The organism is Parabacteroides sp. TM07-1AC, assembly GCF_003480915.1.
Classification (GTDB): Bacteria; Bacteroidota; Bacteroidia; order Bacteroidales; family Tannerellaceae; genus Parabacteroides; species Parabacteroides chongii.
This window is the reverse complement of the sequence record NZ_QUKD01000001.1, coordinates 64,070-84,830: the sequence shown is the minus strand read 5'-3', so window position 1 is coordinate 84,830 and position 20,761 is coordinate 64,070. Positions and strand designations below refer to the sequence as shown.

General features: G+C 43.6%; 24 protein-coding genes. 3 read left to right on the top strand and 21 right to left on the bottom strand.

What is annotated here, in order from left to right:
- From DXD68_RS00390 to DXD68_RS00350, 9 genes are all read right to left on the bottom strand, one after another.
- Positions 1–783, bottom strand: coding sequence for a polysaccharide biosynthesis/export family protein (locus DXD68_RS00390; protein WP_122360474.1), 783 nt, complete (start codon positions 781–783; stop codon positions 1–3).
- A gap of 16 nt (positions 784–799) precedes the next feature.
- On the bottom strand, positions 800–2,005 hold the full coding sequence (locus DXD68_RS00385; RefSeq protein WP_122359795.1) for a carboxypeptidase-like regulatory domain-containing protein: 1,206 nt from the start codon (positions 2,003–2,005) through the stop codon (positions 800–802).
- A 121-nt stretch (positions 2,006–2,126) separates the two neighbouring features.
- Positions 2,127–3,353 (bottom strand): YjbH domain-containing protein, encoded by a 1,227-nt coding sequence (locus DXD68_RS24685; RefSeq protein WP_262706959.1) that lies wholly within the window; start codon positions 3,351–3,353, stop codon positions 2,127–2,129.
- Complete coding sequence (locus tag DXD68_RS00375; RefSeq protein ID WP_410510705.1) at positions 3,350–4,099, bottom strand: YjbH domain-containing protein; 750 nt, start codon at positions 4,097–4,099, stop codon at positions 3,350–3,352. Before DXD68_RS00375 ends, DXD68_RS24685 begins: the two co-directional genes overlap by 4 nt.
- A gap of 12 nt (positions 4,100–4,111) precedes the next feature.
- Entirely contained in the window at positions 4,112–4,381 is a 270-nt protein-coding gene (locus DXD68_RS00370; RefSeq protein ID WP_122359794.1) for a DUF4248 domain-containing protein, read from the bottom strand.
- Positions 4,378–5,565, bottom strand: coding sequence for a DNA primase (locus DXD68_RS00365; RefSeq protein ID WP_122359793.1), 1,188 nt, complete (start codon positions 5,563–5,565; stop codon positions 4,378–4,380). The genes DXD68_RS00370 and DXD68_RS00365 overlap by 4 nt, the downstream gene beginning before the upstream one ends.
- Positions 5,562–6,944 carry a replicative DNA helicase gene (locus tag DXD68_RS00360; RefSeq protein WP_233576952.1) on the bottom strand — a complete coding sequence of 461 codons (1,383 nt, stop codon included), beginning with the start codon at positions 6,942–6,944 and terminating at the stop codon, positions 5,562–5,564. Before DXD68_RS00360 ends, DXD68_RS00365 begins: the two co-directional genes overlap by 4 nt.
- On the bottom strand, positions 6,944–7,447 hold the full coding sequence (locus tag DXD68_RS00355) for a hypothetical protein (RefSeq protein ID WP_122359792.1): 504 nt from the start codon (positions 7,445–7,447) through the stop codon (positions 6,944–6,946). Before DXD68_RS00355 ends, DXD68_RS00360 begins: the two co-directional genes overlap by 1 nt.
- A gap of 312 nt (positions 7,448–7,759) precedes the next feature.
- Positions 7,760–8,203, bottom strand: coding sequence for a hypothetical protein (locus DXD68_RS00350; RefSeq protein WP_122359791.1), 444 nt, complete (start codon positions 8,201–8,203; stop codon positions 7,760–7,762).
- Between the two features lie 350 nt (positions 8,204–8,553).
- Between DXD68_RS00350 and DXD68_RS00345 the strand changes: the two genes are divergently transcribed.
- Genes DXD68_RS00345 through DXD68_RS00335 form a run of 3 tightly spaced genes read left to right on the top strand, consistent with a single transcriptional unit; the run spans position 8,554 to position 9,810 of the window.
- A complete protein-coding gene (locus tag DXD68_RS00345) occupies positions 8,554–9,000 on the top strand; it encodes an HU family DNA-binding protein (RefSeq protein ID WP_075557288.1) in 447 nt (148 codons plus the stop codon).
- Between the two features lie 4 nt (positions 9,001–9,004).
- Positions 9,005–9,466, top strand: coding sequence for a glucosaminidase domain-containing protein (locus DXD68_RS00340; protein WP_075557287.1), 462 nt, complete (start codon positions 9,005–9,007; stop codon positions 9,464–9,466).
- Between the two features lie 26 nt (positions 9,467–9,492).
- A complete protein-coding gene (locus DXD68_RS00335) occupies positions 9,493–9,810 on the top strand; it encodes a hypothetical protein (RefSeq protein WP_122359790.1) in 318 nt (105 codons plus the stop codon).
- Positions 9,811–10,156: 346 nt separating this feature from the next.
- On the opposite strand, the gene DXD68_RS00325 is transcribed toward DXD68_RS00335, so the two are convergent.
- The 12 genes from DXD68_RS00325 to DXD68_RS00270 form a co-directional block, all read right to left on the bottom strand.
- Positions 10,157–10,360, bottom strand: a complete 204-nt coding sequence (locus tag DXD68_RS00325; protein ID WP_075557285.1) for a hypothetical protein — start codon at positions 10,358–10,360, stop codon at positions 10,157–10,159.
- A gap of 104 nt (positions 10,361–10,464) precedes the next feature.
- Positions 10,465–10,860: a WbuC family cupin fold metalloprotein gene (locus tag DXD68_RS00320; RefSeq protein ID WP_122359788.1), complete on the bottom strand. Its 396-nt coding sequence runs from the start codon at positions 10,858–10,860 to the stop codon at positions 10,465–10,467.
- Positions 10,861–10,870: 10 nt separating this feature from the next.
- The gene (gene wecB / locus DXD68_RS00315; RefSeq protein ID WP_122359787.1) at positions 10,871–12,013 is read right to left on the bottom strand and encodes a non-hydrolyzing UDP-N-acetylglucosamine 2-epimerase; all 1,143 of its coding nucleotides are present in this window, start codon (positions 12,011–12,013) and stop codon (positions 10,871–10,873) included.
- A gap of 11 nt (positions 12,014–12,024) precedes the next feature.
- On the bottom strand, positions 12,025–13,173 hold the full coding sequence (locus tag DXD68_RS00310; RefSeq protein ID WP_122359786.1) for a capsular polysaccharide biosynthesis protein CapF: 1,149 nt from the start codon (positions 13,171–13,173) through the stop codon (positions 12,025–12,027).
- A gap of 15 nt (positions 13,174–13,188) precedes the next feature.
- A complete protein-coding gene (locus DXD68_RS00305; RefSeq protein WP_122359785.1) occupies positions 13,189–14,262 on the bottom strand; it encodes a polysaccharide biosynthesis protein in 1,074 nt (357 codons plus the stop codon).
- 30 nt (positions 14,263–14,292) lie between these two features.
- Entirely contained in the window at positions 14,293–15,537 is a 1,245-nt protein-coding gene (locus DXD68_RS00300; RefSeq protein WP_122359784.1) for a DegT/DnrJ/EryC1/StrS family aminotransferase, read from the bottom strand.
- Positions 15,538–15,548: 11 nt separating this feature from the next.
- Entirely contained in the window at positions 15,549–16,160 is a 612-nt protein-coding gene (locus DXD68_RS00295) for a sugar transferase (protein WP_122359783.1), read from the bottom strand.
- Positions 16,161–16,172: 12 nt separating this feature from the next.
- Positions 16,173–17,042: a phosphorylcholine transferase LicD gene (locus tag DXD68_RS00290; protein WP_122359782.1), complete on the bottom strand. Its 870-nt coding sequence runs from the start codon at positions 17,040–17,042 to the stop codon at positions 16,173–16,175.
- 3 nt (positions 17,043–17,045) lie between these two features.
- The gene (locus tag DXD68_RS00285; RefSeq protein WP_122359781.1) at positions 17,046–18,221 is read right to left on the bottom strand and encodes a Coenzyme F420 hydrogenase/dehydrogenase, beta subunit C-terminal domain; all 1,176 of its coding nucleotides are present in this window, start codon (positions 18,219–18,221) and stop codon (positions 17,046–17,048) included.
- Between the two features lie 3 nt (positions 18,222–18,224).
- The gene (locus DXD68_RS00280; protein WP_122359780.1) at positions 18,225–18,647 is read right to left on the bottom strand and encodes an adenylyltransferase/cytidyltransferase family protein; all 423 of its coding nucleotides are present in this window, start codon (positions 18,645–18,647) and stop codon (positions 18,225–18,227) included.
- Between the two features lie 8 nt (positions 18,648–18,655).
- Complete coding sequence (locus tag DXD68_RS00275; protein WP_122359779.1) at positions 18,656–19,486, bottom strand: glycosyltransferase; 831 nt, start codon at positions 19,484–19,486, stop codon at positions 18,656–18,658.
- A complete protein-coding gene (locus tag DXD68_RS00270; RefSeq protein ID WP_147382966.1) occupies positions 19,483–20,751 on the bottom strand; it encodes a glycosyltransferase in 1,269 nt (422 codons plus the stop codon). The genes DXD68_RS00275 and DXD68_RS00270 overlap by 4 nt, the downstream gene beginning before the upstream one ends.
- Positions 20,752–20,761 lie beyond the last annotated feature (10 nt).

Here is a 20,761-nt window from a genome sequence, read left to right as displayed (position 1 = left end):
TTATTTAAAGATTAATACTGCGATGGTCGTCAGGAGGGAGATGACGGAAACCCAGACTCCGATTGTGTTATTCTGGTTGATGCCGCTCTGTCCCGACTTCGCTTTATTCGGTTCCACATACACGATATCGTTCTGCTGCAGATAATAACAGGGCGAATTAAATATCTCCGCCGAGCGCAGGTCGTGGAAAAGGATCGTACGCTTTCCGTTGTTTTCACGGATCACGCCTACCCGGTCACGTCGTCCGTAGATGGTCAGGTCGCCCGCCATACTCAACGCTTCCAGCAGCGTAATACGGTCGCCGGAGATAGTAAAACTACCCGGACGGCCCACCTCTCCCATGACGGACACCTTAAAGTTCAGGAACTGTACCGTCACGATCGGGTCTTTGATCAGATCCCCTTCTATCAGCTTGTTCTTCACCAGCTCCGTCAACTGCATACGGGTCAGCCCCTCCACATGGATCTTTCCAAGGATCGGGAAATCGATATCCCCGTTCGTATCGACCAGGTATCCCAGGACGCGCTGTTGTCCGGTACTGTTCGATCCCAGCTGATAGGTCACCATCGGCATATTGAAAGGCAGTGCCAGTTCCGGATCGCGGCTGTTCACCATGATAGCCAGCAGGTCATCGCTATGGATAATCACTTCGTATTTCTGCTCGATCTCCTGCTGCTTCAACGGGACGACATCCTGTAAATAGAGTATCTTTTTTGTCGATGTGCAGGCGGTAAAAAATACCGCCACACACACCAACAGACAGGTCACATATTTTCTCATCATATTCATTTACGAGATTTTAGTTATGTTCGGGTTTCATATTACCCTGTTCCTTTTCGATGCTTTGTGACACGGTTCCGTATTTTTCGGCAGTAATGCTTTCAGTCCCTGCACTTGTCTCTACCTGGAAAGTATACTTCACCAATGCCTGCTTGAAAGCAACCGACATCTTCATATCCCCGCATACTGCCACCTCTTTGGATATTTCCGTTTCAGAGATACCTTCACCGCTGGATAACGTATTAGTCAGGGCAGCCATCAGCTTTGCCTCGATACCGCCTGTCACACCTGCGCTCTTGGATACGATCCTCCAGCCGTCTTTCATCTTGAAAGAGAACTTCTTCGATACGGCAGTCGTCTTTCCCAGGTTATCTATCACTTCGGAGAAAACGGATTCACTACCCGATTCGGCAGAAAAGTCGGTAGCGACCTTCACTTCATGCACGGAGAAACCATTCAGGCGAATCACATACGATTTATTTTCCGCATCGAAATCGGCTTCCCCTTCTTCCGTACCGTTTACATAATGTTTCGCTTTCGTGAAATAAACGCCGTTCTCAGCCTCTTCCGCCTTCACCTTTATCTCTACAGGCTTGTCGAATGTCAGACCGTCCGGTTCACAACTCAGGCTGGTCAAAGAGAGGGCAGACGATGTTTCCACCGGAGTAGAAGTAGCGATCGCCTTATCGGCAGCCTCTTTCACCTTCTTATCGGCAGCAGGTACAAACGGAGTAATCGTCACATCTGTTTCCGTCTTCACAGCCCCGGCAGGGATAGCCACATCGACATCCTCCGAAGCAGTCACCTGCGTATCTTTCTCCGGATCGACTTTGACAGCATCCGCTTTCTTTGTCAATACCTGTGAATAAGAGACGATGGTTCCTTTATCGGCATCGTTGTCGATGGTTACTTCATTCCCGATCGTGATATAGCCGTCTTTTGCGAAGCTCAGTTCAAATGTACCTTTCTTGGTCACTTCTATCAGGTAAGTACCTGCTGCATCGGTTTTCGCTGATACACTTCCGGCCGATACAGCTACATCAACCAGGGCATTTGCCCCGTCCGTCACCTTACCGGTGATGAAATAGGCATCTTTCTCCAGCGGGTTTTCCACGATTTCCGGAACGGGTTCCACTTCATCGTCTTTACAGGAATTAAAAAATAATCCGCCAAACACCAGCGTTGCAGCCAACAGGCCCAACGAACAATAATTAGTTGTTTTCATACTTGATAAGTTTAATATTAATATTTAGGATATATTTTAAGTTTAGTTTTCAATAATGTGCCAATTTGCCAATGGAGATAGCAATAGATTCGGAATTTATCAGAATTGGCACATTGACCCATTATTTCGTAATGAGCTTTAAAACCTCTTTTCGAACGAAGTCCGGTGCATCATACCCCCGGCTGCCGTTCTCATCGGGACGGACCTCATAGCTGTAGCCCAGCAGCTCATCGCCGTAGGAACCACCATGCCGCGCCCTGTATTCATGGGCGAAGTATTCCGGTAAGCGGAAACGGACCGCCCGGCGTTTCCCCCGCTTCGTCCCCGGAATGGGAATAGCAAAATGGAAACCGCCATTCACCTCCCCGCCGGTCAGCATCCCATACACACCGACCGTCACCTCTCCGAAATGACGGCGGCAATCCAGCCGTGCCCCCATATCTCCGTACACCAGCCGCACAGCCGCCAGGTCGATCTGCAAATCATACCGCGGTTCATTATATCGTCCCCATACCGATCCCGTCACTTTCCTCCAGGTTGACACCACCCATTCCCCGCCATAGCAAGTACTCGATCCGGTCAGTCCGACATTCGCCCCGACCATCCACCGTCCCCGGGCAGGCTGATAACGCAAAGCGGCGTCCACCCCCATCCGGTTACCCGTAAAGTTACCCGCCGTCAGCCGTCCCAGCACACCGCCCGGCAAACGGAACTCCTGCCGGAGCATGATCACTCCCGGACGTATGTATTTCCGATAATCCGTCATATTCGTATAAAGCGGCAATATCACCTGCCCTGTCAGTACCGCCCCTTTCCAAAGGTCCATCTCGATGGCAGGCGAGAAATTGACTGCCACCCCATACAACTTGTCGAGCCACGAATTTTGCAGGAACAACTCCGGATACAGGACCACATCGACCCGTCCCGCCATCCGGTTCCGGCTCTCCTTCCCTTTCAACCGGCGCATCGCCTCGTCCGTATCGTAGCTGACCTCCAGGGCCTCCACCTCCCGGGGCAATGTCAGCAGCAACCGCGGTATCCGGTCATCCAGCACCACCAGCTCATATCGGACAGCCTGTTCCGCCTCCGGCAGTTTCCGCAAGCTCTCCGCCACCGCAGCCAGTCCCCGGTAAGTCCCCCGGTAAATATTATCCTCGTAAGCGACAGTGCAAACCGAATCGGTCTGCGCCACCCTCACTTCCTCCATACCCAGCGACAACAACACCTGCTCTGCCGCTTCCTCCACCGACCTGCCCGTAGGCAGATGATTTTGCGAATGCTGCCCCTGTACAGCCACAGCCATCCCCCACAACAGCAGGAGACTCGTCATCCAACACCTCCGCCTCATGGTCTGCCCCCTTTCTTACCCAGTAACACCAGTTCGTACCGTACCCCGCACGACACCGCTTCCAGGTCATAGCAAAACACATGCACCGTAAAATGATTGAAAAGCCGGACACTCCCGCCCATATTCACCGCGTTTCCGTCATACTCCGCCATCAGGGAAAGCGGACGGCAGAAGGCCGGTGAATAACTCATTCCTCCGAAAACCCCGTCACGAACGGCATGTTTGCGGAACGGGATATTCCATCCGAACGTGAATGCCAGGTCATGACCGCCGGGCAGGAAATGCTTCGTCGCTACTCCGTACACCGACGAGAAATAACGGTTACCGGAAACTTCACTGAACGTATTCAGCTGCCCGGTCGTCAAAGCGTCATTGCTCCCCACGACCACCGACGGCCAGTATTTCCCCTCTTTCAGCGGACGTATCCTGAGCGACACCGAACGATCCTGGTTCCACTTCCCAGTCTTGAGTTTCAGCAGCGTACAGCGATACCCTATTTCCAGGCAAGGCAGAAAAGTCATATTCAGGAAATAATTCCCCGAATTATAATCCCAATGCTCGGGAAGCATCTGTTCCGGCAGGTAATTCACCCCCGCCATAAATGTCCCGTCCGCCTGCATATCCGCCGTCGGGATATTCAATAACCCCGTCACTCCCATCGAATGTTGGGCGTGAAGACCGACTGCCATCAGCAGCCAACAGGCAGACAGAATCAGTTTCTTAAACCGGATCGATATATTCATCATAAACACATTTTTTTAAGGTTCCCCGAGCACCTCCACAATACACCCTACCTGACGTGGTGTCAGAATACGTTGTGTACGGTTCCAGCCTGTCTTTGTCAGGCTACGGATCAGACCGCCATTCGCCATCACCCAGGCTTTCAACCGACGGGAAGCAGCCGCGGGAGTCAGTGTCGGACTATACAACACGCCTAGTTCCATCCAGGTAAAACTGCGGTTCTTCCACTTCTTTTCCTCTTCTTCTTCCATAGATTTTTTCTTGTCTTTTTCATCTTCCCGTTTCATGCCCACCTCCAATCCATAGTGGCCGGACGTTTCTGCCTCTGCGACAGACCGGTCAGGTAAGCAATCCCGGTATTCAAGCGACGAAGCGCCTGCATCCTTTCCGTCATATCCGTAATGCCAGACAACGTCTGTATCCCTGTCCGGATACGTTCCAATAACAAAGCCTCTTCCGAAGGCGAGTCCTCTGCAAGCTTTTTCCGGAGATAACCGATAAACCGCTCTTTTCCCCAAAGCCGGAACAACGAGTCGGGATCTTCCCCCTCCGGCAATTCTACCCCGTAAGCCCGTATACCCTGCATCCTTAGAAGCGAAACGGCCTTTTCCGAAGCATTTCTTCCAGCCGTATCCGCATCCAGCATCACCAATACCCGCGATGTATATTTCTTCAGCAGCGCAATATGGCCGTCGCATAAAGCCGTTCCACAAAGCGCCACTGTATTTCCGAATCCCGCTGCATGCATCGCCAGCACGTCTTTGTAGCCTTCCACCAGTATGGCATATCCTTTTTCCCTAATTGCCTTGCGGGCGATATTCAATCCGTAAAGAAGCTCGTTCTTACGATAAAGTTCACTGGTCGGCGAATTGATATATTTGGGAGAGCCCGGTGCCTCCGTCAGTCGACGCGCTCCAAATCCTACCAGTATACCTTCTTCATCCCGTATCGGGAATACCAGCCGGTTACGCATCGCTTTCCATTCCCCGGCAACCATAGCCGGGGAAGTTCCTACCTCAAAATCAAGCCAGGTCGGAGTCAGGTCCGAATCTCCGGAAGCGGCAGGAAGGAGAGACGAAAAAAACTGAAGGTTTTTTTCAATTGAAAATTGAGAATTGAAAATTGAAAATTTTTCTGTTTCACAAACGGGGTTTGTCAATTTGACTCCGGGTTTGACTTCGGATTTAATTTTCAATGTTCCATTTTCAATTTTTAATTTCTTAACCGCTTCCTTAAACGACAGCCCTTCTATCTTCTGTAAAAAATGGATCACATCCCCTTTCTCCCCGCATGCAAAACAGGTAAAATATTGCTTCTCCTGGTTAACAACCAAAGAAGGATGATGATCTTCATGGAACGGACAAAGCCCCAGCAGGCTTTTGCCTTTCCGTGTCAGCAGCACATATCGTCCGATGACCTCTTCGATCTGCGGAGCCGACTGTTTTATATGATTTATTTCCTGATGCGTCATGATGTTACGGTATTACAATAGTTTGTGATTTTTGTATACGAAGGATTATAACGGAACCGTGCAATGCCGGTCGCCCCGTTCCTGTTCTTCACAATATAGAGTTTGCCTACTCCTACCAGGCTTTCACCCGTCCGTTCATCTTTCGTAATGCCATGCTTCTCGGGACGGTAAACAAACACGACACAATCCGCCACCTGCTCGATCGTACCCGAATCTCTCAGGTCGCTCATCACCGGGATATGTGCCCTGTCAGCACGTGTATCACAGGCCCGGTTCATCTGCGAAACAAGCAGTACCGGACAATCGGCCTCCAGGGCCAGCTGTTTCAGGGCTACCACATTACGCCCCACGACCTGATCCTGCGTTTCATTCTTCTGTCGGACAGACGACAGCAGGTGCAAATAATCGATCACCACCAAATCACATTCCCCTTGTTTGCTTTTCAGCATCACCTTGGCACGTATATCGCTGACGGTGTTGCAAGGCGTATAATCCATATAGAGAGGAAGATGTTCCAGTTTGCGGCTTGCCTCTTTCAATTGCTCCAGTTCCTTCCCGGTCAGTCCGCTGATCCGCAAATGGTTCGGATCCACATCCGTCATACCGGCCAGGATACGGTTCAGCATCTGCAAATCCGACATTTCGAGGCTGAACAAACAGACATGCTTCCCTTCCTTCGCTGCATTGACGGCTATATGAAGTGCCACCGCAGTCTTCCCATCACTCGGACGGCCCCCTAGAATGATGATTTCGCCCCTGTGCAAACCTCCCGTTACATAGTCGAGCTCCTCTATCCCGGTCAACAAACGGGTCACATCCTCCGATGCCCCGGCACGCCTGCTATGCCATTGCAAAGCTTCTTCCGCCAATTCTCCTACCGTACGCATCGCTTTTCCACCGGCTGTGTCGCGCCGAAGCTCCTGCAACGACTGTTCCGCTTCCGCAATCAGCTTGTCGGGATCGGCATCGAATTTCCCGGAACTAAAATTTAACGTCACGAACAACTGCATCAGGCAGCGTAACTTATATTGCCGTTTCACCTCTTCGGCATAACGTATTACATTCTCCGCATTGCGCACATTCAGCATCGCCGGAAGCAGGAACGACAGTCCATTCAGTTCCTTCCAGCGGGCTTCATCCTGCCGGCGCATTCCGGTTTCTACCGTCACCATATCCGGCTGCACGCCCTGATCGTACAAATCCAAGATTACACCGAAGATAAATCCCAGCGATTTATCCGAAAACATCTCCTCACGTAACATCGTGGAGACCTGCATCGGAGCATCCAATGAAGTCATCAGGCAACAAACCAGCGTACTTTCCAGTTCGACAATGGTCATACCGCCCATTTCCATATTATTCGTCTTATCCGCATCCATCAGGCATTCCCCCTTTCCTCCGGATTCAAATCCTGCATGTTCCGACCTCCCATCGCACGTTCCACGTCGGCCATCCTGCGCCCGGCTTCTCCGGCCGAAGCATCCTGCCAGCCATTCATTTCCGGTTCGTGCCCGGAAAAAAGATCATAATTGCAAATCCCGATACGGGTACCTCCCTTTACGACGTTCAACACGATCAGTTTGTCCATTTCAAGCATCTTCAGATAATAGCCTACCGAACCGAGACTGATAGCCGTGAAACGAGCCAGTTCCGAATGAGTACCCACATATTCTCCCCTGCGGCAGACATGTTTGTTTTTTCCCAGCATCACAGTTCCATCACGAAAGAAACTCAATGTGATCAGCGCCATATACATACAGGCCAACTGACGCTTTTTTTTCTCCGGATGCAAAGACAGGTTTAATAACTTGCGCGGCATTTTGACAAACGCTTTTCCCAGGAAATCTGTTACCCGGCTACTGTTTTGAAGATCTTTGTTCATAACCGTAAATATTAATATCTGTTAGTATTTACGTTGTTATACGATTTCTATTTGCAAAAATCATTGAATTATCTTGCTTCTTCCTTACACGCTATTTGCTTTCTATCCGACCGGAAGCGGTTCCTCTTTAATATAGTAAGAAGTATTTCTTTTTATAAGAAATTTATAAATACAAGATTTTTCCATTTTTTCGGAAAACAAGACCGTATATCAACGACTAAAACAAAGGTAGACAGTAGCTTTCGTATATAAAAAACTGTTTTTCGCGTATATTTCACAATCCAACAGGCAATATATCAACCGGTTAATTATTTAAATTCCTTCTCTCCTGGCAGGTTCCCGCTTTATTTCCATCCTGATCCCATCATGGATATGCTGATAATCCTCATGAGCCACTTTCAGCAGGTTGCAAATAGAACTCTGTTCGTAACCCGTATCAAACACCAAATTGATAAATTCAGCCAATTCCTCATACGAACTCTCTTCAAACATGCCGTTTCGAAACATTCCCGACATATACTCGATAAATAATTTCGGCTCCATTACCCGGATACGCTCCAAATTAGCCGGTCCGATATCATATCCGCAATACAGCAATATCATCTCCCTGTAATTCGTAAAAAACGATTTAGCCAAAACGTTCCATGTTTTCTTTTCCCTTATCTCCGGATCACCCAACAATAAAGCCAGCAATAAAATATAATGGCTGTTATTCTTCACTCTTCCAATCGATTCCTCCAGGGAAGGATACGACAAATATTTCCCTGTTATTTCACGGACGGTCTTTTTAAAAAAGCGATTATCCGTTGTTCAATTTGCTTGTTTATTTTGTTAATCATATTCATTCTCCAATTAGGCATCCATATAGCCTGCGAGATTGTGAAATGATATATCCTTTATATGTAAAACATACATGTTTCGCGTTTAAAACATATATGTTTTAACGTTGAAACACCCGTGTTCTGAAGCCTGTTAATTAACTGTCGTTATCTGCTCCTATTCCACTCTTGCTGCACCTATCTGTCTGTGGGTTTTCAGGCCGCCGTACCTTTGTAATGTTATCGATAACCAACAATTTTCAATTATTAATTTTTAATTTCCCGACTATGCCATTAAAGTACAGACTTGTAAAACGTAAGGACATGAGCAAGGGGGCTGCCGAAGGAACCGAGCTCTACTTTGCCCAGACCAGTATTACCAAAAAAGTAGATCTCAACCGTATCTGCGCCCGTATCAGCAAATACAGCACAGCCAGCCGCGGTGATATCCTACTTGTTTTAGACGGTTTTATCACCGTCATGAATGAATCCCTTGCCGATGGCGAATCGATCCATCTGGGCGATTTCGGCAGCTTCCGTATGGTAGCCGGCAGTAAAGGGGCTACTACAGAAGAAGAGTTTAAGACCTCTTTGTTCAACCGTGCTCATATCGTTTTCTATCCGGGAACGATGTTGATGAATCTTGTTCGCGATGCCAGTTTTGAAAAATGGACCCTTCCCGGTTCAGTGACTCCTCCCTCAGGCGGGGAAGACGACCGTCCGGTAATCGAATAATGTTATGACAAAGCAAAATTACATCAAACAGTATCTGCCTCTCGCCCAAAAGGCGGGAGAGCGGTTCGGGATGAATCCGATCATCCTCCTGGCCCAGTCGGCCATTGAAACGGGTTGGGGCGAAAGCTCGCTGGCCGTGGAGTATAACAACTTTTTCGGTATCACTGCCTACGGCCGTCCGAATCCTTTCTGGGATGGTGGCCGCACAGACTTGTCTGCCACAGGAGACCGTCCGGCTCTCTGGTTCCGCCGGTATCTCACTGCCGAAGATAGCTTCCTCGACTTTGCCCGTTTGATCCACTCGGCTTATCCCATAGCCGCAACCCTCACCTTCCATCCCGAAGCCTACGCCAAGGAGATCGCTTACAGCAAATACATCAGCGAAGTAAATGGCGACAACCGCGCTGCTTATCAGCGGATGCTGGTGTCGATCTGCCGGTCAATCGAGCGGTTACCGGCCAATTAATTTTCAATTTATAATTTTCAAATTCCATGAATGTCCTTGAAACAATTCTCAACTTCCTCACCAGCCTTGCCCGGATCATCTTCCCCCGCAAGCGAAAACCGGCAGCCGGTGACTGCCCCTGTCCTCATCCTCTGCCTGCTCCTCCTGAGCCTCCTCTCCCTCCTGATGAGGGAAACGGAAGTGACCCTGACCTGCATCGGGGCGATACTCTCGCTCTCGCCCAGGGAGACTGGGGAAACCGGCAAAAAGCTCTGCCATCCGGAGCCGACTGGCTCGGAATGTCGGGATATAGCCTGATGCTGATGGGCGGGGTTGGGTGTTTGTATAAATGGTTTATTGCGTAAGCGATCCTTCCCTTTTAAGGGAGACAGGGGGTGTGTCAGGTGATGCACTCCCTGTTCTTATAAATCAAAAACTTTATCAGGGTCCATTCGTGTATCTTCAAATGCTAAAATAACTACATCATCTCCTTCAATCATATAATATAAGATATTCAAGGAAGTAACGACACACTGTCTAATTCCAGAATATCGGGAACTTTCCTGAAATGCCAACGGATAACATTGTATTATTTTAAAACAACGTTCCAATTCATCTATCAGGTTATTATAGCATTTAACTCCCCACGCATTTAAAATTATATTACATGTATTGTCAATAGCACATTGTGCCCTAGGAGTAATTACAAGATTATACATTCCTATATTTCCTCATAAACTCTGAGACAGGAACAGCCAGTCCTTTTTGATATTCTTCTTTACTTACCTCTATATCTTTTACAATATGTTCAGGTATTTGTCTTAATGAAATATCTCGCTGGTATACAGCTACAGGTTCCTGCAGTGAAGATCCTTCACTTTCTGAATGTTGGTATTCTACGTTCTTTTTCTTCATAGTCATATATTATTTAGAATATACGGGCAAATGTATGAACTATTTCCGGAACCACAGCTTTTTTTAATCAACTTTTATACGATCGGAATCCAATAAAAAAATTCTTACTTCAATACATCGTTTTCCCCTAATGGAGTATAAGGACCGTCTTTTACTTCAAACAATACAGAACCGGCTTCCAGTACTTCCAATGTATGCCACTGGCCGGCAGGGATATGTACACCATAATTTCCTGTCTGAGGATCCAATTCAGTTGATTCGGTTTCTTCTTTCATGTCATTATAGAACATCACCCGAATCTTCCCCCGCAGCAACAGATAGGTTTCTGCCGTATGCGGATGGCGATGGATAGGCAATATTGTACCCGGTTCCAATGCATTCAAAAGGCGTTGTGCCTCCGCATCCAAAGAATCGTGAAAGTTATAATTCATACGCAAGCGCGGAGAGTCCTGGGCTTGCTTGGTTACTTCGTTTAATAAGGTAGAGTTAATAAGTTGCATAACTGTGATTTTAATATTTTCTCCAAACCATTTTATTAACGACTCCGGTATAGCTTTGTATTAGCTTGACTACCTTCACCGATACATTTTCATCCACATAATTAGGAACGGGGATTCCTAAAGCACCGTCTTTATTCATCTCGACAGCTACATCCACAGCTTGTAACACTTGTTCTGTCGTAATGCCTGCCAAGATGAAATTCCCCTTATCCAATGCTTCCGGACGCTCCGTACTCGTACGGATACATACCGCAGGAATAGGATTACCGACAGACAAGAAGAAACTGCTTTCCTCAGGCAGCGTACCCGAATCGGATACCACAGCGAAAGCATTCATCTGAAGATGATTGTAATCATGGAATCCCAACGGTTCATGTTGTATCACACGCGGATCGAACCGGAAACCACGTTGTTCGATATATTTCTTTGAACGAGGGTGACAAGAGTACAGGATGGGCATATCATACTTCTCGGCCATCGCATTTACCGCATTCATCAGGTTGAAGAAGTTGGTTTCCGTGTCGATATTCTCTTCCCTATGGGCAGACAGTAAAATGTATTCTCCTTTCTTCAATCCCAAACGTTCCAGTACATCGCTAGCCTTGATCTTTTCCAGGTTATTATGCAATACCTCTGCCATAGGTGAACCGACTACATAGGTACGTTCTCTCGGTGTACCGGCAGCATTTAGATACCGACGTGCATGTTCGGAGTAACACATATTGACATCGGCTGTCACATCCACAATGCGACGGTTTGTTTCCTCCGGAAGACATTCATCGAAACAACGGTTACCGGCCTCCATGTGGAAGATAGGAATATGCAAACGCTTCGCCCCGATAACCGACAGGCAAGAATTTGTATCTCCCAGCACCAAAACGGCATCGGGCTTCACCTCCACCATCAATTTATACGATTTGGCAATGATATTTCCTATTGTTTCCCCCAAGTCCGTACCCACTGCATCCAAATAATAGTTAGGAGCACGAAGTCCCAAATCATCAAAAAAGACCTGGTTCAGTGTATAATCGTAATTCTGTCCGGTATGGACCAGGATTTGATCGAAGTACTGATCGCATCGCTTGATAACGGCTGCCAACCGGATGATCTCCGGACGGGTGCCGATAATAGTCATTAATTTTAATTTATTCATAATTCTATCTTTTATACTTCCTCAAAATAAGTATCCGGACGGTTTGGATCGAATGGTTCATTGGCCCACATAAAAGTCACCAACTCTTCCGTATCGGAAAGATTAATGATATTATGTGTATAGCCGGGAATCATTTCTACAACTTCTATCTTTTCTCCACTAACTTCAAAATCGATCACTTCATCTGTTCCGATCTTACGAAGCCGGATCAAGCCATGCCCGCTTACGACCACAAATTTTTCATTCTTGGTATGATGCCAATGTTGCCCCTTAGTTACCCCCGGTTTAGAAATGTTCACAGAGAACTGACCACGATCCGGCGTACGGATGATCTCTGTAAAACTACCGCGATCATCTGTTTTCATCTGTACCGGATAGCTGAATTTCTCTTTCGGTAAATAAGATAGATAAGTCGAATATAACTTCTTCGTAAAAGGATCACCCAGATCGGGTACACCTAAGTTACCCGGCATCTCTTTGAATGAATAAAGCAGATCGACAATACCTCCTAGCGTAATCGTATGAACGGCTGGTACTGCACAATAATCTCCTTCATGATGTTCATTACCAGATAAAGCGGCAATCAATTCGTCTACTACATCATCCACATAGACCAGATTCATCACCACACTCGGATCATTCACCCGGATAGGCAGATCATTGGCTATATTGTTACAGAAAGTAGCCACCGCACTGTTATAATTGGGTCTGCACCATTTTCCGAACACATTCGGGAAGCGATAAACCAATACTTTTGCTCCGGTTTCTTTCGCATACTCGAACAACAGGTTCTCTCCTGCCCTTTTCGATTCGCCATACGGATTATCCAATGCCGCCTGCGTAGATGATGAGATCATCACCGGGCAAGTATTGTTATACTTTTTCAATGTATCCAGTAAAGTAGATGCAAAACCGAAGTTACCCTTCATAAATTCCGCCTGATCTTTCGGACGGTTCACACCCGCCAGGTTAAAGACGAAATCAGCTTTCTTACAATAGACATCCAACTCAGCCGGATCGCTGTCTATATCATATTCGAAGACCTTTAGATCAGTTCCCGAAACAGGATAATTCCGGGCTTTCCCCGATTGGATATTATAGAGTTGGGAAACAAGGTTCCGACCGACGAATCCTTTGGCACCAGTAACTAATATGTTCATTACATTAAAATTGATTTATTCGCTTCTGATTTCTCTTGGTTTTGCCCGTTCGATCAGTCCAAGATCTTCCTGAATGAAACGTAAGTGGAGTAATAGTTTTTTCATGCCTTCCACATCCAGACGTGTGGTATTATGGCTATGATAATCTTCTATCTTAGAGAGACATTCGCTGCCTTCGGTAAAGAACTTGTCATAATTCAGATCGCGTGTATCACAAGGAATGCGGTAATACTCTCCCATATCGATCGCTTTCGCCATCTCTTCACGTGTTACCAGTGTTTCATACAGTTTCTCTCCGTGACGCGTACCGATTACCTTCACTTCCGTATCCAGATACTTCGGATCGATCTGTGCGTATGTCTCTTTCAAGGCTTGTGCCAGAACAGATAGAGTAGCTGCCGGAGCTTTTTGAACAAACAGATCACCGTTATGGCCATGTGTAAAGGCATAGATCACCAAATCTACGGCATCATCCAGGGTCATCATGAAGCGGGTCATTTCCGGATCGGTAATAGTGATCGGTTTTCCATGTTCTATCTGTTCCACCCAAAGAGGGATAACCGAACCACGGCTTGCCATCACATTGCCGTAGCGGGTACAGCAGATGGTAGTCTGCGCCCCTTCGCCCAACTCACGTCCTTTAGCAATCGCCACCTTTTCCATCAACGCCTTGGAGATACCCATCGCATTGATCGGATAAGCGGCCTTATCCGTAGAAAGGACGACTACATTCTTTACGCCATGTTCAATAGCGGAAAGCAGCACATTCTCCGTCCCTTCCACATTTGTACGGGTAGCTTCCATCGGAAAGAATTCGCAACTGGGAACTTGCTTTAATGCTGCTGCACTAAACACATAATCTACACCGCGCATAGCGATATCCACAGATGTTTTATTACGCACATTCCCAATATAGAATTTCACTTTAGGATTTTGTAAAGCGTGACGCATATCGTCCTGCTTCTTTTCATCTCGGCTAAAGATTCGGATTTCCTTGATATCGGAATCCAAGAAACGCCGAAGAACGGCATTACCGAAAGAACCGGTGCCGCCGGTGATTAGGAGGGTTTTGTCTTTGAATACTGACATATATATTCTATTAAAATTCTAATAAATTCATTACAAAATAGACTTCTTGATTTCCTGAACGATATAATCCACATCTTCATCCGTCACACAAGGACCACTTGGTAAACATAGACCTTGTTTGAACAAAGATTCGCTCACACCATTCACATAACAAGGATTGTTCTTATATACGGGCTGCAAGTGCATCGGTTTCCATAATGGACGCGATTCAATACCGGCAGCATCCAATGCCATGCGCATCGCTTCCACATTCGGGTTTGGTTCCGAGTTTGTATGCAAGGAGGAAGCCTCGTGTGTTACACCGGCCGCACCTCCTACGGCTCCCTGTACAGTCGCTTCATAGGCATGTTCTTCGCCTCTCACATGCAAAGATGGATCAAGCAGGATTGTATTCAGCCAATAGTTGCTATCGAACCGGGAAGAGGGATTCTCATGCAGTACGATTCCTTCCACGCCGGCAAGCAACTCCTTGTAAAGATGGCAAGTGTGCTGGTGGTGAGCGATATGCTCTTCCAGTACAGTCATTTGTCCGCGTCCAATACCGGCACAGATATTCGACATACGGTAATTATAACCGATCTCTTCATGCTGGTAATAAGGATATGACTCGCGAGCCTGGGTAGCATAGAACATGATTTTCTTTTTTGTCTCTTCATCCGGGCAAATTAATGCACCACCTCCGGAAGTCGTAATCATCTTATTCCCGTTGAAAGAAAGTACCCCATACCGTCCGAACGTACCACAAACCTGTCCGTCATACCGGCTACCCAATCCTTCGGCAGCATCCTCAATAACTGGGATATCATATTTGTTTGCCACAGCCATAATCTCTTCAATCTTAGCAGGCATACCATACAGATAAACGGGGACAATTGCCTTCGGTTTCTTACCTGTAACCGCAATTCGGTCAACAATTGCTTTCTCCAGCAGTTCTGGTTCCATATTCCAAGTGTCTGCCTCTGAATCGACAAAAACCGGAGTAGCTCCCAAATAAGTAACAGGGTGTGAAGAGGCACAGAATGTAAAACTTTGTACAATCACTTCATCGCCTGGACCGACACCACAGGCTAAGAGGGCTAGATGGACGGCTGCTGTACCGGCTGAGAGGGCAACAACATGTTTATCATTTCCTACAAATGTTTCCAGATCTTTTTCAAAGCCATTTACATTCGGACCGAGTGGAACTACCCAATTAGTATCAAAAGCTTCTTTTATGAAGGCTTGCTCTTTGCCGCTCATATGGGCGAGACAAAGGTAGATTCGTTTGTTTAACATATAAATGATATTTATATTAATTCATTATTGTATATCATTCGTCTACCTAATACTGTGCAGACAATCATTTGAATATCTTTTACAAAAGAATAATGATGCAAATAGTATCTATTAATGCGAACCTTATCTGGATAAATCACTTCATCGTTATATTTCTGTGGATTAATTTGCTTTGAAAGAATCTTCTCTTCGTTACGATATTTTAAACTAGCAGGCCCAGTAATACCTGGACGCAAATTTAATATTTCACGATCCTCTTCCTCTAACCGATCTGCATAACCAGGAACATCTGGACGCGGACCAACAAAACTCATATCACCAATTAAGACATTCCATAATTCCGGCAATTCATCTAATTTGTATTTACGTAATTTCTCTCCCAACGGAGTTATACGACTCTCACCTGCTACACTAATAGATGAACCATCATGTTCTACAATCATACTACGAAATTTCACCATAGTAAATAACCGACCATGCTTACCAACACGTTGTTGTGTAAAGAAAACCGGTCCTCCAGGCATTTTGACACGTATTAATATAAACACAATCAACAATATGGGCCACAGCAATAACAAACCGATAAAAGATACAATTCTATCAAATATCCATTTCAGATACATACTATCTTTCCTTTAAAATAAATACTTTTCATCCGACAAATTTGTATACACACAAGGATTCAAATTCCAAGTAGAAGAATGTTGCTCATATTTTATGCGTTCTGCAGAAGGCGGCTTCATATAATCTCCAAAACGATCTTTCAAAAAATCCTCAATACGAATTGGAGCATTTAATGTGATTGTTTCAAATGGCACACGCTTCACACCTTCAAAATACTTTTTCTGATATGTCCCCGACTTCATTAAAGCTTTACCCAAATAATTACATAGAAAATTTGAATGCTCATTACGAAACCGATAGATTTGTTTCAAACCATATCCTAACAAGAAACGTTTCGGTAAAACAATCCCCACACATTTGATAAATGTATTTATAAATCTTCCTCTACGATTGTAATTTTTATTAGCTAGTCCCTTAATGATAAGATATTTTGCCCAAAAATATTGCCAGTAACGTTTTATCTTATTCTCAGGACATACATGAAGTATGAATATATCAATATAAATACCATGATGAATATTCCAATTTTTTAGAATCTCTTCTTCATAATAAGAGTTATTTAGACGTACTTTAGCTGTAATAATCCTCCCACCAGCAGCACCTAACTCCTGAATATAATATTTGTTTTTATCTCCTTCTTGATTAAAAACATCACGAAATTTTTCATAATTATCAGGGGTCATAAAGAAATCTAAATCATCATCCCAAGGAATAAAACCTCCATGCCGTTTAGCCCCAAGAGCGCTTCCTCCCATAAGACAATATTGAATATTATTTTGCTCACATAAAATATCAATATCTTTTGCTATATTCAATATAACATTCTGCAATTCCAGAAATCCATAATCATCACACAATTCTGTTCGCATCAAATTTTCCATAGACTATATTTTAAATATTTTACGTCCTAAGTTTCGAATAGATTCCGGACACATGTAATAATAATATCTCCAATCTTTATATGGATTCAAATATTTTTCAACAGCCATATCATAATCAATCATTGATAACTGAAGGAAATCAGACCAATCCTTAGGTTTTGATTCTTCATTACTAAAACGGTTATTTTCAACAATCACCTTCCAAGGCATATCTTTGAGAAACAACTCGTTTTTGATATTATCCAGCATATCTATTCCTTTAGATGTATTACATACAAACATAGATACACCAGCAAATCTGTCAATCGTTTTATCAAATTTTTCTATTGTGTGAAAATCTCCAATAGTAATATCTCCAATCCGATTAGGTGATGCAAAAATGCAATCAAAACATGATTCCCGACATACCAGACGTTTTCCATACGCATTATAATATGGGAAAGTTAGATGAATATCTTTTTTTTCATATTTTCTCCCATTTTTCTCGTAACAGTAATAATAATAATGAGAAGAAGCCCTTTTAGCTTTATAACGCAATATAATTTTCTTAATCTTCACATTTTTCTTCTTCTCAGTATATTTGATAGATTTATCCAACATTGTTTGACTACCAACCCCATGACACAAGAATTCAACAAGATATAAATTCTCATAATCTTTATTCAAGTATAATTTCAATGCTGCTAATTGACATGGAGAAGAACAATAAAGTACTTTTCGTCCTGCTTCAAGTTCTTTTTTTATATGAAAAAACTTCTTATTTGTATTACAAAGAAGATATTTCGATTTATACAGAGGTTCAAGTTCTGCTACTGTAGTAGCAGAACTTGTATACAATTGGTGTTGCTTGTCAAAAGCAGCACCAAAAACAATACCATTCTCTTCCAATACTTTTTTTGCAAAAAGTCCAAATAAACCACCACTCGATCCTTTAAACTTTATTGTTGAATCTAAAGCATATGCCATACCACATCTCAAATGTTCTGTATGTTCTACCTTCTCCTTATTAAGTACCGGACATACTTTTATACACCTACTACAATCAACACATTTATTTGTATTAATTATTGGTATCTCAAAAGCTAGTTTATCTTTTTCTATAGTAATAGCCTGTGTTGGACACACCAATTCACATGCACGACAACCACAACATTTATTTGCTACTTCAGAAATTGTCATATATTATTCCTGGAGTTTATGTCGTAACTCGGTAGAAGAGGTACCTGAAGTATGAGGCAAAAAAACCAAATGACAACCTATTGTTTTAAATTTAGCCTGTATCTCTTCATACATTGCACTTCCTTTCCAATCATCACCATGAAACATTACATCAAAATGAATAGCATCCCATGCCTCCATCTTGTCCATGCTTGTCTGTGCAACAACCTTATCCACATAACGAACCGCCTCTACAATAGCTTTACGTTCCTCAAAAGGAATAATGGGTGTTTTATTTTTATAAGTTTTCACTAATTCATCAGTACTAACACCAACAATGAGATACTCACATTGCTCCTTTGCACGGCGAAGGATATTTAAATGACCTATATGAAACATGTCAAACACACCTGTTGTGTAACCAATCTTAAATTTTTCACCAACCATAATATCTATTATTTTCTAAATAATTTCTGGAATATAAAACCACGTAACCAATTCGGCATACAGACTTGTACTACAAAACGTACCAATATGTTGAATAAGAAACGAGATAAACCTATCACCCTATGACGTAGCATGTACCACTGCAACTTAGCTTCACTCTTAAAATATCTCCAACTACCACGACGACCATACATCTCTTGCCCGACTCGCACATTAACCAGATTTTCATTCAAATTTCCGAACTTAAAACCATTCTCAGCCAGACGTACCCACAGGTAATAATCCTCCTCACAGAACCAGTCAATAAAACCACCAACTTTTTGCACACTATCTTTTTTAAATATTACAGTCACGAGATTCATTGGACAGCGAGCCTTAAGATATCTCTTAATATCCTTATCATTTTCTGGGCAGATACGAATACCAACAATATTGTTTTCACTACCAACAAACTCCGTTATCTGGGAACCTATCACATCCAAATCTGGATGTGACTTCATGTAACTAATTTGTTTGGCAAAACGATCTGGATGACAAATATCATCACTATCCATTATTGCTACAACCGAACATTTTGTAGCTTCCAATCCAGTTTGCCGCGAACGTGCATGACCAACATTCTGTACCAAACGTATCACGTTTAATGGTATAGGAAGTTCTACCAGCAACTCATTTATTACACAATCTATAGATGCCGGTATAGGACCATCTACAACTAAAACTATCTCTGATGGAGGTAATGTTTGCTTTATTGTCGCACTCTCCACTGCCTGTTTAAAAAACTCCGGATTGTCGTTTTTATAGACAGACATTGAGAGAGAGAAAGACTTATCGATCATTTTGATTCATTATAATATTTCCTAATCCAATTTTGGAACTTCTCTGCATTACGACTTGCATTATGATTTATCGAAGCAACCTCTTTTGCTTTACTCAACACTGCTTCACGTGCGCTTGAGTCAGTCATCAATGTTCGTAGAGTTGGCTCCAAATCCTTTTTTTCACTAACATACCATGCGGCCCCCGATGCTATTATATATTTTGAACATGAAATGTTTTGAGGTGCATAGAGCATAAAGTTATGACCACTTGAAATCGAATCAGCTATTTTGGTTGAGAATCCATACCTTAAGGCTTCTTGCCATTGTTCTTCATTAACTTCTGCGTGAAAGAGGATATCACTATTTCGAATAACTTTTTGCACTTCGTCATAAGAAATCAATCCATGATACGAAATAGCAGCAACATCATCAAATACATGTTCTGTACCTGGTCTTAAATTCCCGTACACGTCAAGAGAGTATGTTGGATTAATTGCATTTAATGCATCCGCTATTTCGATTAATGCCTTATACCTATTTAACCCTAGATTACCTAGATAACAAAAACTTGGTTTAGTTGAATTGAATACTTTTGGCTTAAATTCAAAATTACTTCCCGTGTATATAACATCACTAAATGTTCCAAATTCTGCATCATAATCATTTCTCAACTCGCAATTCAAATATAATGATGCTGAAGCAGATGCTATAAGTTTTCTGAATTCTCTTCGATATAACGTCCTTATAATTGGGAAAAATATAAAGTCTAACCAATGTTTCCTAATCCAAGGTTTCTTAAAAAAATAATACCCCTCTGTATTATATATAAGCAATGGAATCTTTCTATTTTGAGAAATAATTCGTGCAATTTGCAACATAAAAGCCGAATCTCCACTCTGAAGTAAAACAATATCTGGATTGAAATTATTAACCCATTTATTAAATCCAAATTTTTTCCATTGATTAGTTCTCCATATAAATTCGCGTACTAACATTAATAACGAATTCTTCGAACGAGTTGGTTTATTAGATTTTTGTACATCTGATTTTACTTTTAATTCATTATAAGTGGATATATTATAAAATAATGAATCTACAGCATCCTTGTCTGTTATACAAAAATAATTATCACATAAATCCAAATCAGGAAATTCTAAATTTAAACAAAATTGAGCAATTTTACACTTAGGCCATCCCTGTAACAAACTACCTAAAGAACGACCATTAGATGTGCATTTAGATAAGCACTGATTGGATACAATCAGAATTTTTGGAATATTCATTTTTACATAT

Coding starts and splice junctions, on each gene's coding strand:
- DXD68_RS00390 (WP_122360474.1), bottom strand. CDS start 783: ATGATGAGAAAATATGTGACCTGTCTGTTGGTGTGTGTGGCGGTATTT.
- DXD68_RS00385 (WP_122359795.1), bottom strand. CDS start 2,005: ATGAAAACAACTAATTATTGTTCGTTGGGCCTGTTGGCTGCAACGCTG.
- DXD68_RS24685 (WP_262706959.1), bottom strand. CDS start 3,353: ATGAGGCGGAGGTGTTGGATGACGAGTCTCCTGCTGTTGTGGGGGATG.
- DXD68_RS00375 (WP_410510705.1), bottom strand. CDS start 4,099: ATGATGAATATATCGATCCGGTTTAAGAAACTGATTCTGTCTGCCTGT.
- DXD68_RS00370 (WP_122359794.1), bottom strand. CDS start 4,381: ATGAAACGGGAAGATGAAAAAGACAAGAAAAAATCTATGGAAGAAGAA.
- DXD68_RS00365 (WP_122359793.1), bottom strand. CDS start 5,565: ATGACGCATCAGGAAATAAATCATATAAAACAGTCGGCTCCGCAGATC.
- DXD68_RS00360 (WP_233576952.1), bottom strand. CDS start 6,944: ATGGATGCGGATAAGACGAATAATATGGAAATGGGCGGTATGACCATT.
- DXD68_RS00355 (WP_122359792.1), bottom strand. CDS start 7,447: ATGAACAAAGATCTTCAAAACAGTAGCCGGGTAACAGATTTCCTGGGA.
- DXD68_RS00345 (WP_075557288.1), top strand. CDS start 8,554: ATGCCATTAAAGTACAGACTTGTAAAACGTAAGGACATGAGCAAGGGG.
- DXD68_RS00340 (WP_075557287.1), top strand. CDS start 9,005: ATGACAAAGCAAAATTACATCAAACAGTATCTGCCTCTCGCCCAAAAG.
- DXD68_RS00335 (WP_122359790.1), top strand. CDS start 9,493: ATGAATGTCCTTGAAACAATTCTCAACTTCCTCACCAGCCTTGCCCGG.
- DXD68_RS00325 (WP_075557285.1), bottom strand. CDS start 10,360: ATGAAGAAAAAGAACGTAGAATACCAACATTCAGAAAGTGAAGGATCT.
- DXD68_RS00320 (WP_122359788.1), bottom strand. CDS start 10,860: ATGCAACTTATTAACTCTACCTTATTAAACGAAGTAACCAAGCAAGCC.
- wecB (WP_122359787.1), bottom strand. CDS start 12,013: ATGAATAAATTAAAATTAATGACTATTATCGGCACCCGTCCGGAGATC.
- DXD68_RS00310 (WP_122359786.1), bottom strand. CDS start 13,173: ATGAACATATTAGTTACTGGTGCCAAAGGATTCGTCGGTCGGAACCTT.
- DXD68_RS00305 (WP_122359785.1), bottom strand. CDS start 14,262: ATGTCAGTATTCAAAGACAAAACCCTCCTAATCACCGGCGGCACCGGT.
- DXD68_RS00300 (WP_122359784.1), bottom strand. CDS start 15,537: ATGTTAAACAAACGAATCTACCTTTGTCTCGCCCATATGAGCGGCAAA.
- DXD68_RS00295 (WP_122359783.1), bottom strand. CDS start 16,160: ATGTATCTGAAATGGATATTTGATAGAATTGTATCTTTTATCGGTTTG.
- DXD68_RS00290 (WP_122359782.1), bottom strand. CDS start 17,042: ATGGAAAATTTGATGCGAACAGAATTGTGTGATGATTATGGATTTCTG.
- DXD68_RS00285 (WP_122359781.1), bottom strand. CDS start 18,221: ATGACAATTTCTGAAGTAGCAAATAAATGTTGTGGTTGTCGTGCATGT.
- DXD68_RS00280 (WP_122359780.1), bottom strand. CDS start 18,647: ATGGTTGGTGAAAAATTTAAGATTGGTTACACAACAGGTGTGTTTGAC.
- DXD68_RS00275 (WP_122359779.1), bottom strand. CDS start 19,486: ATGATCGATAAGTCTTTCTCTCTCTCAATGTCTGTCTATAAAAACGAC.
- DXD68_RS00270 (WP_147382966.1), bottom strand. CDS start 20,751: ATGAATATTCCAAAAATTCTGATTGTATCCAATCAGTGCTTATCTAAA.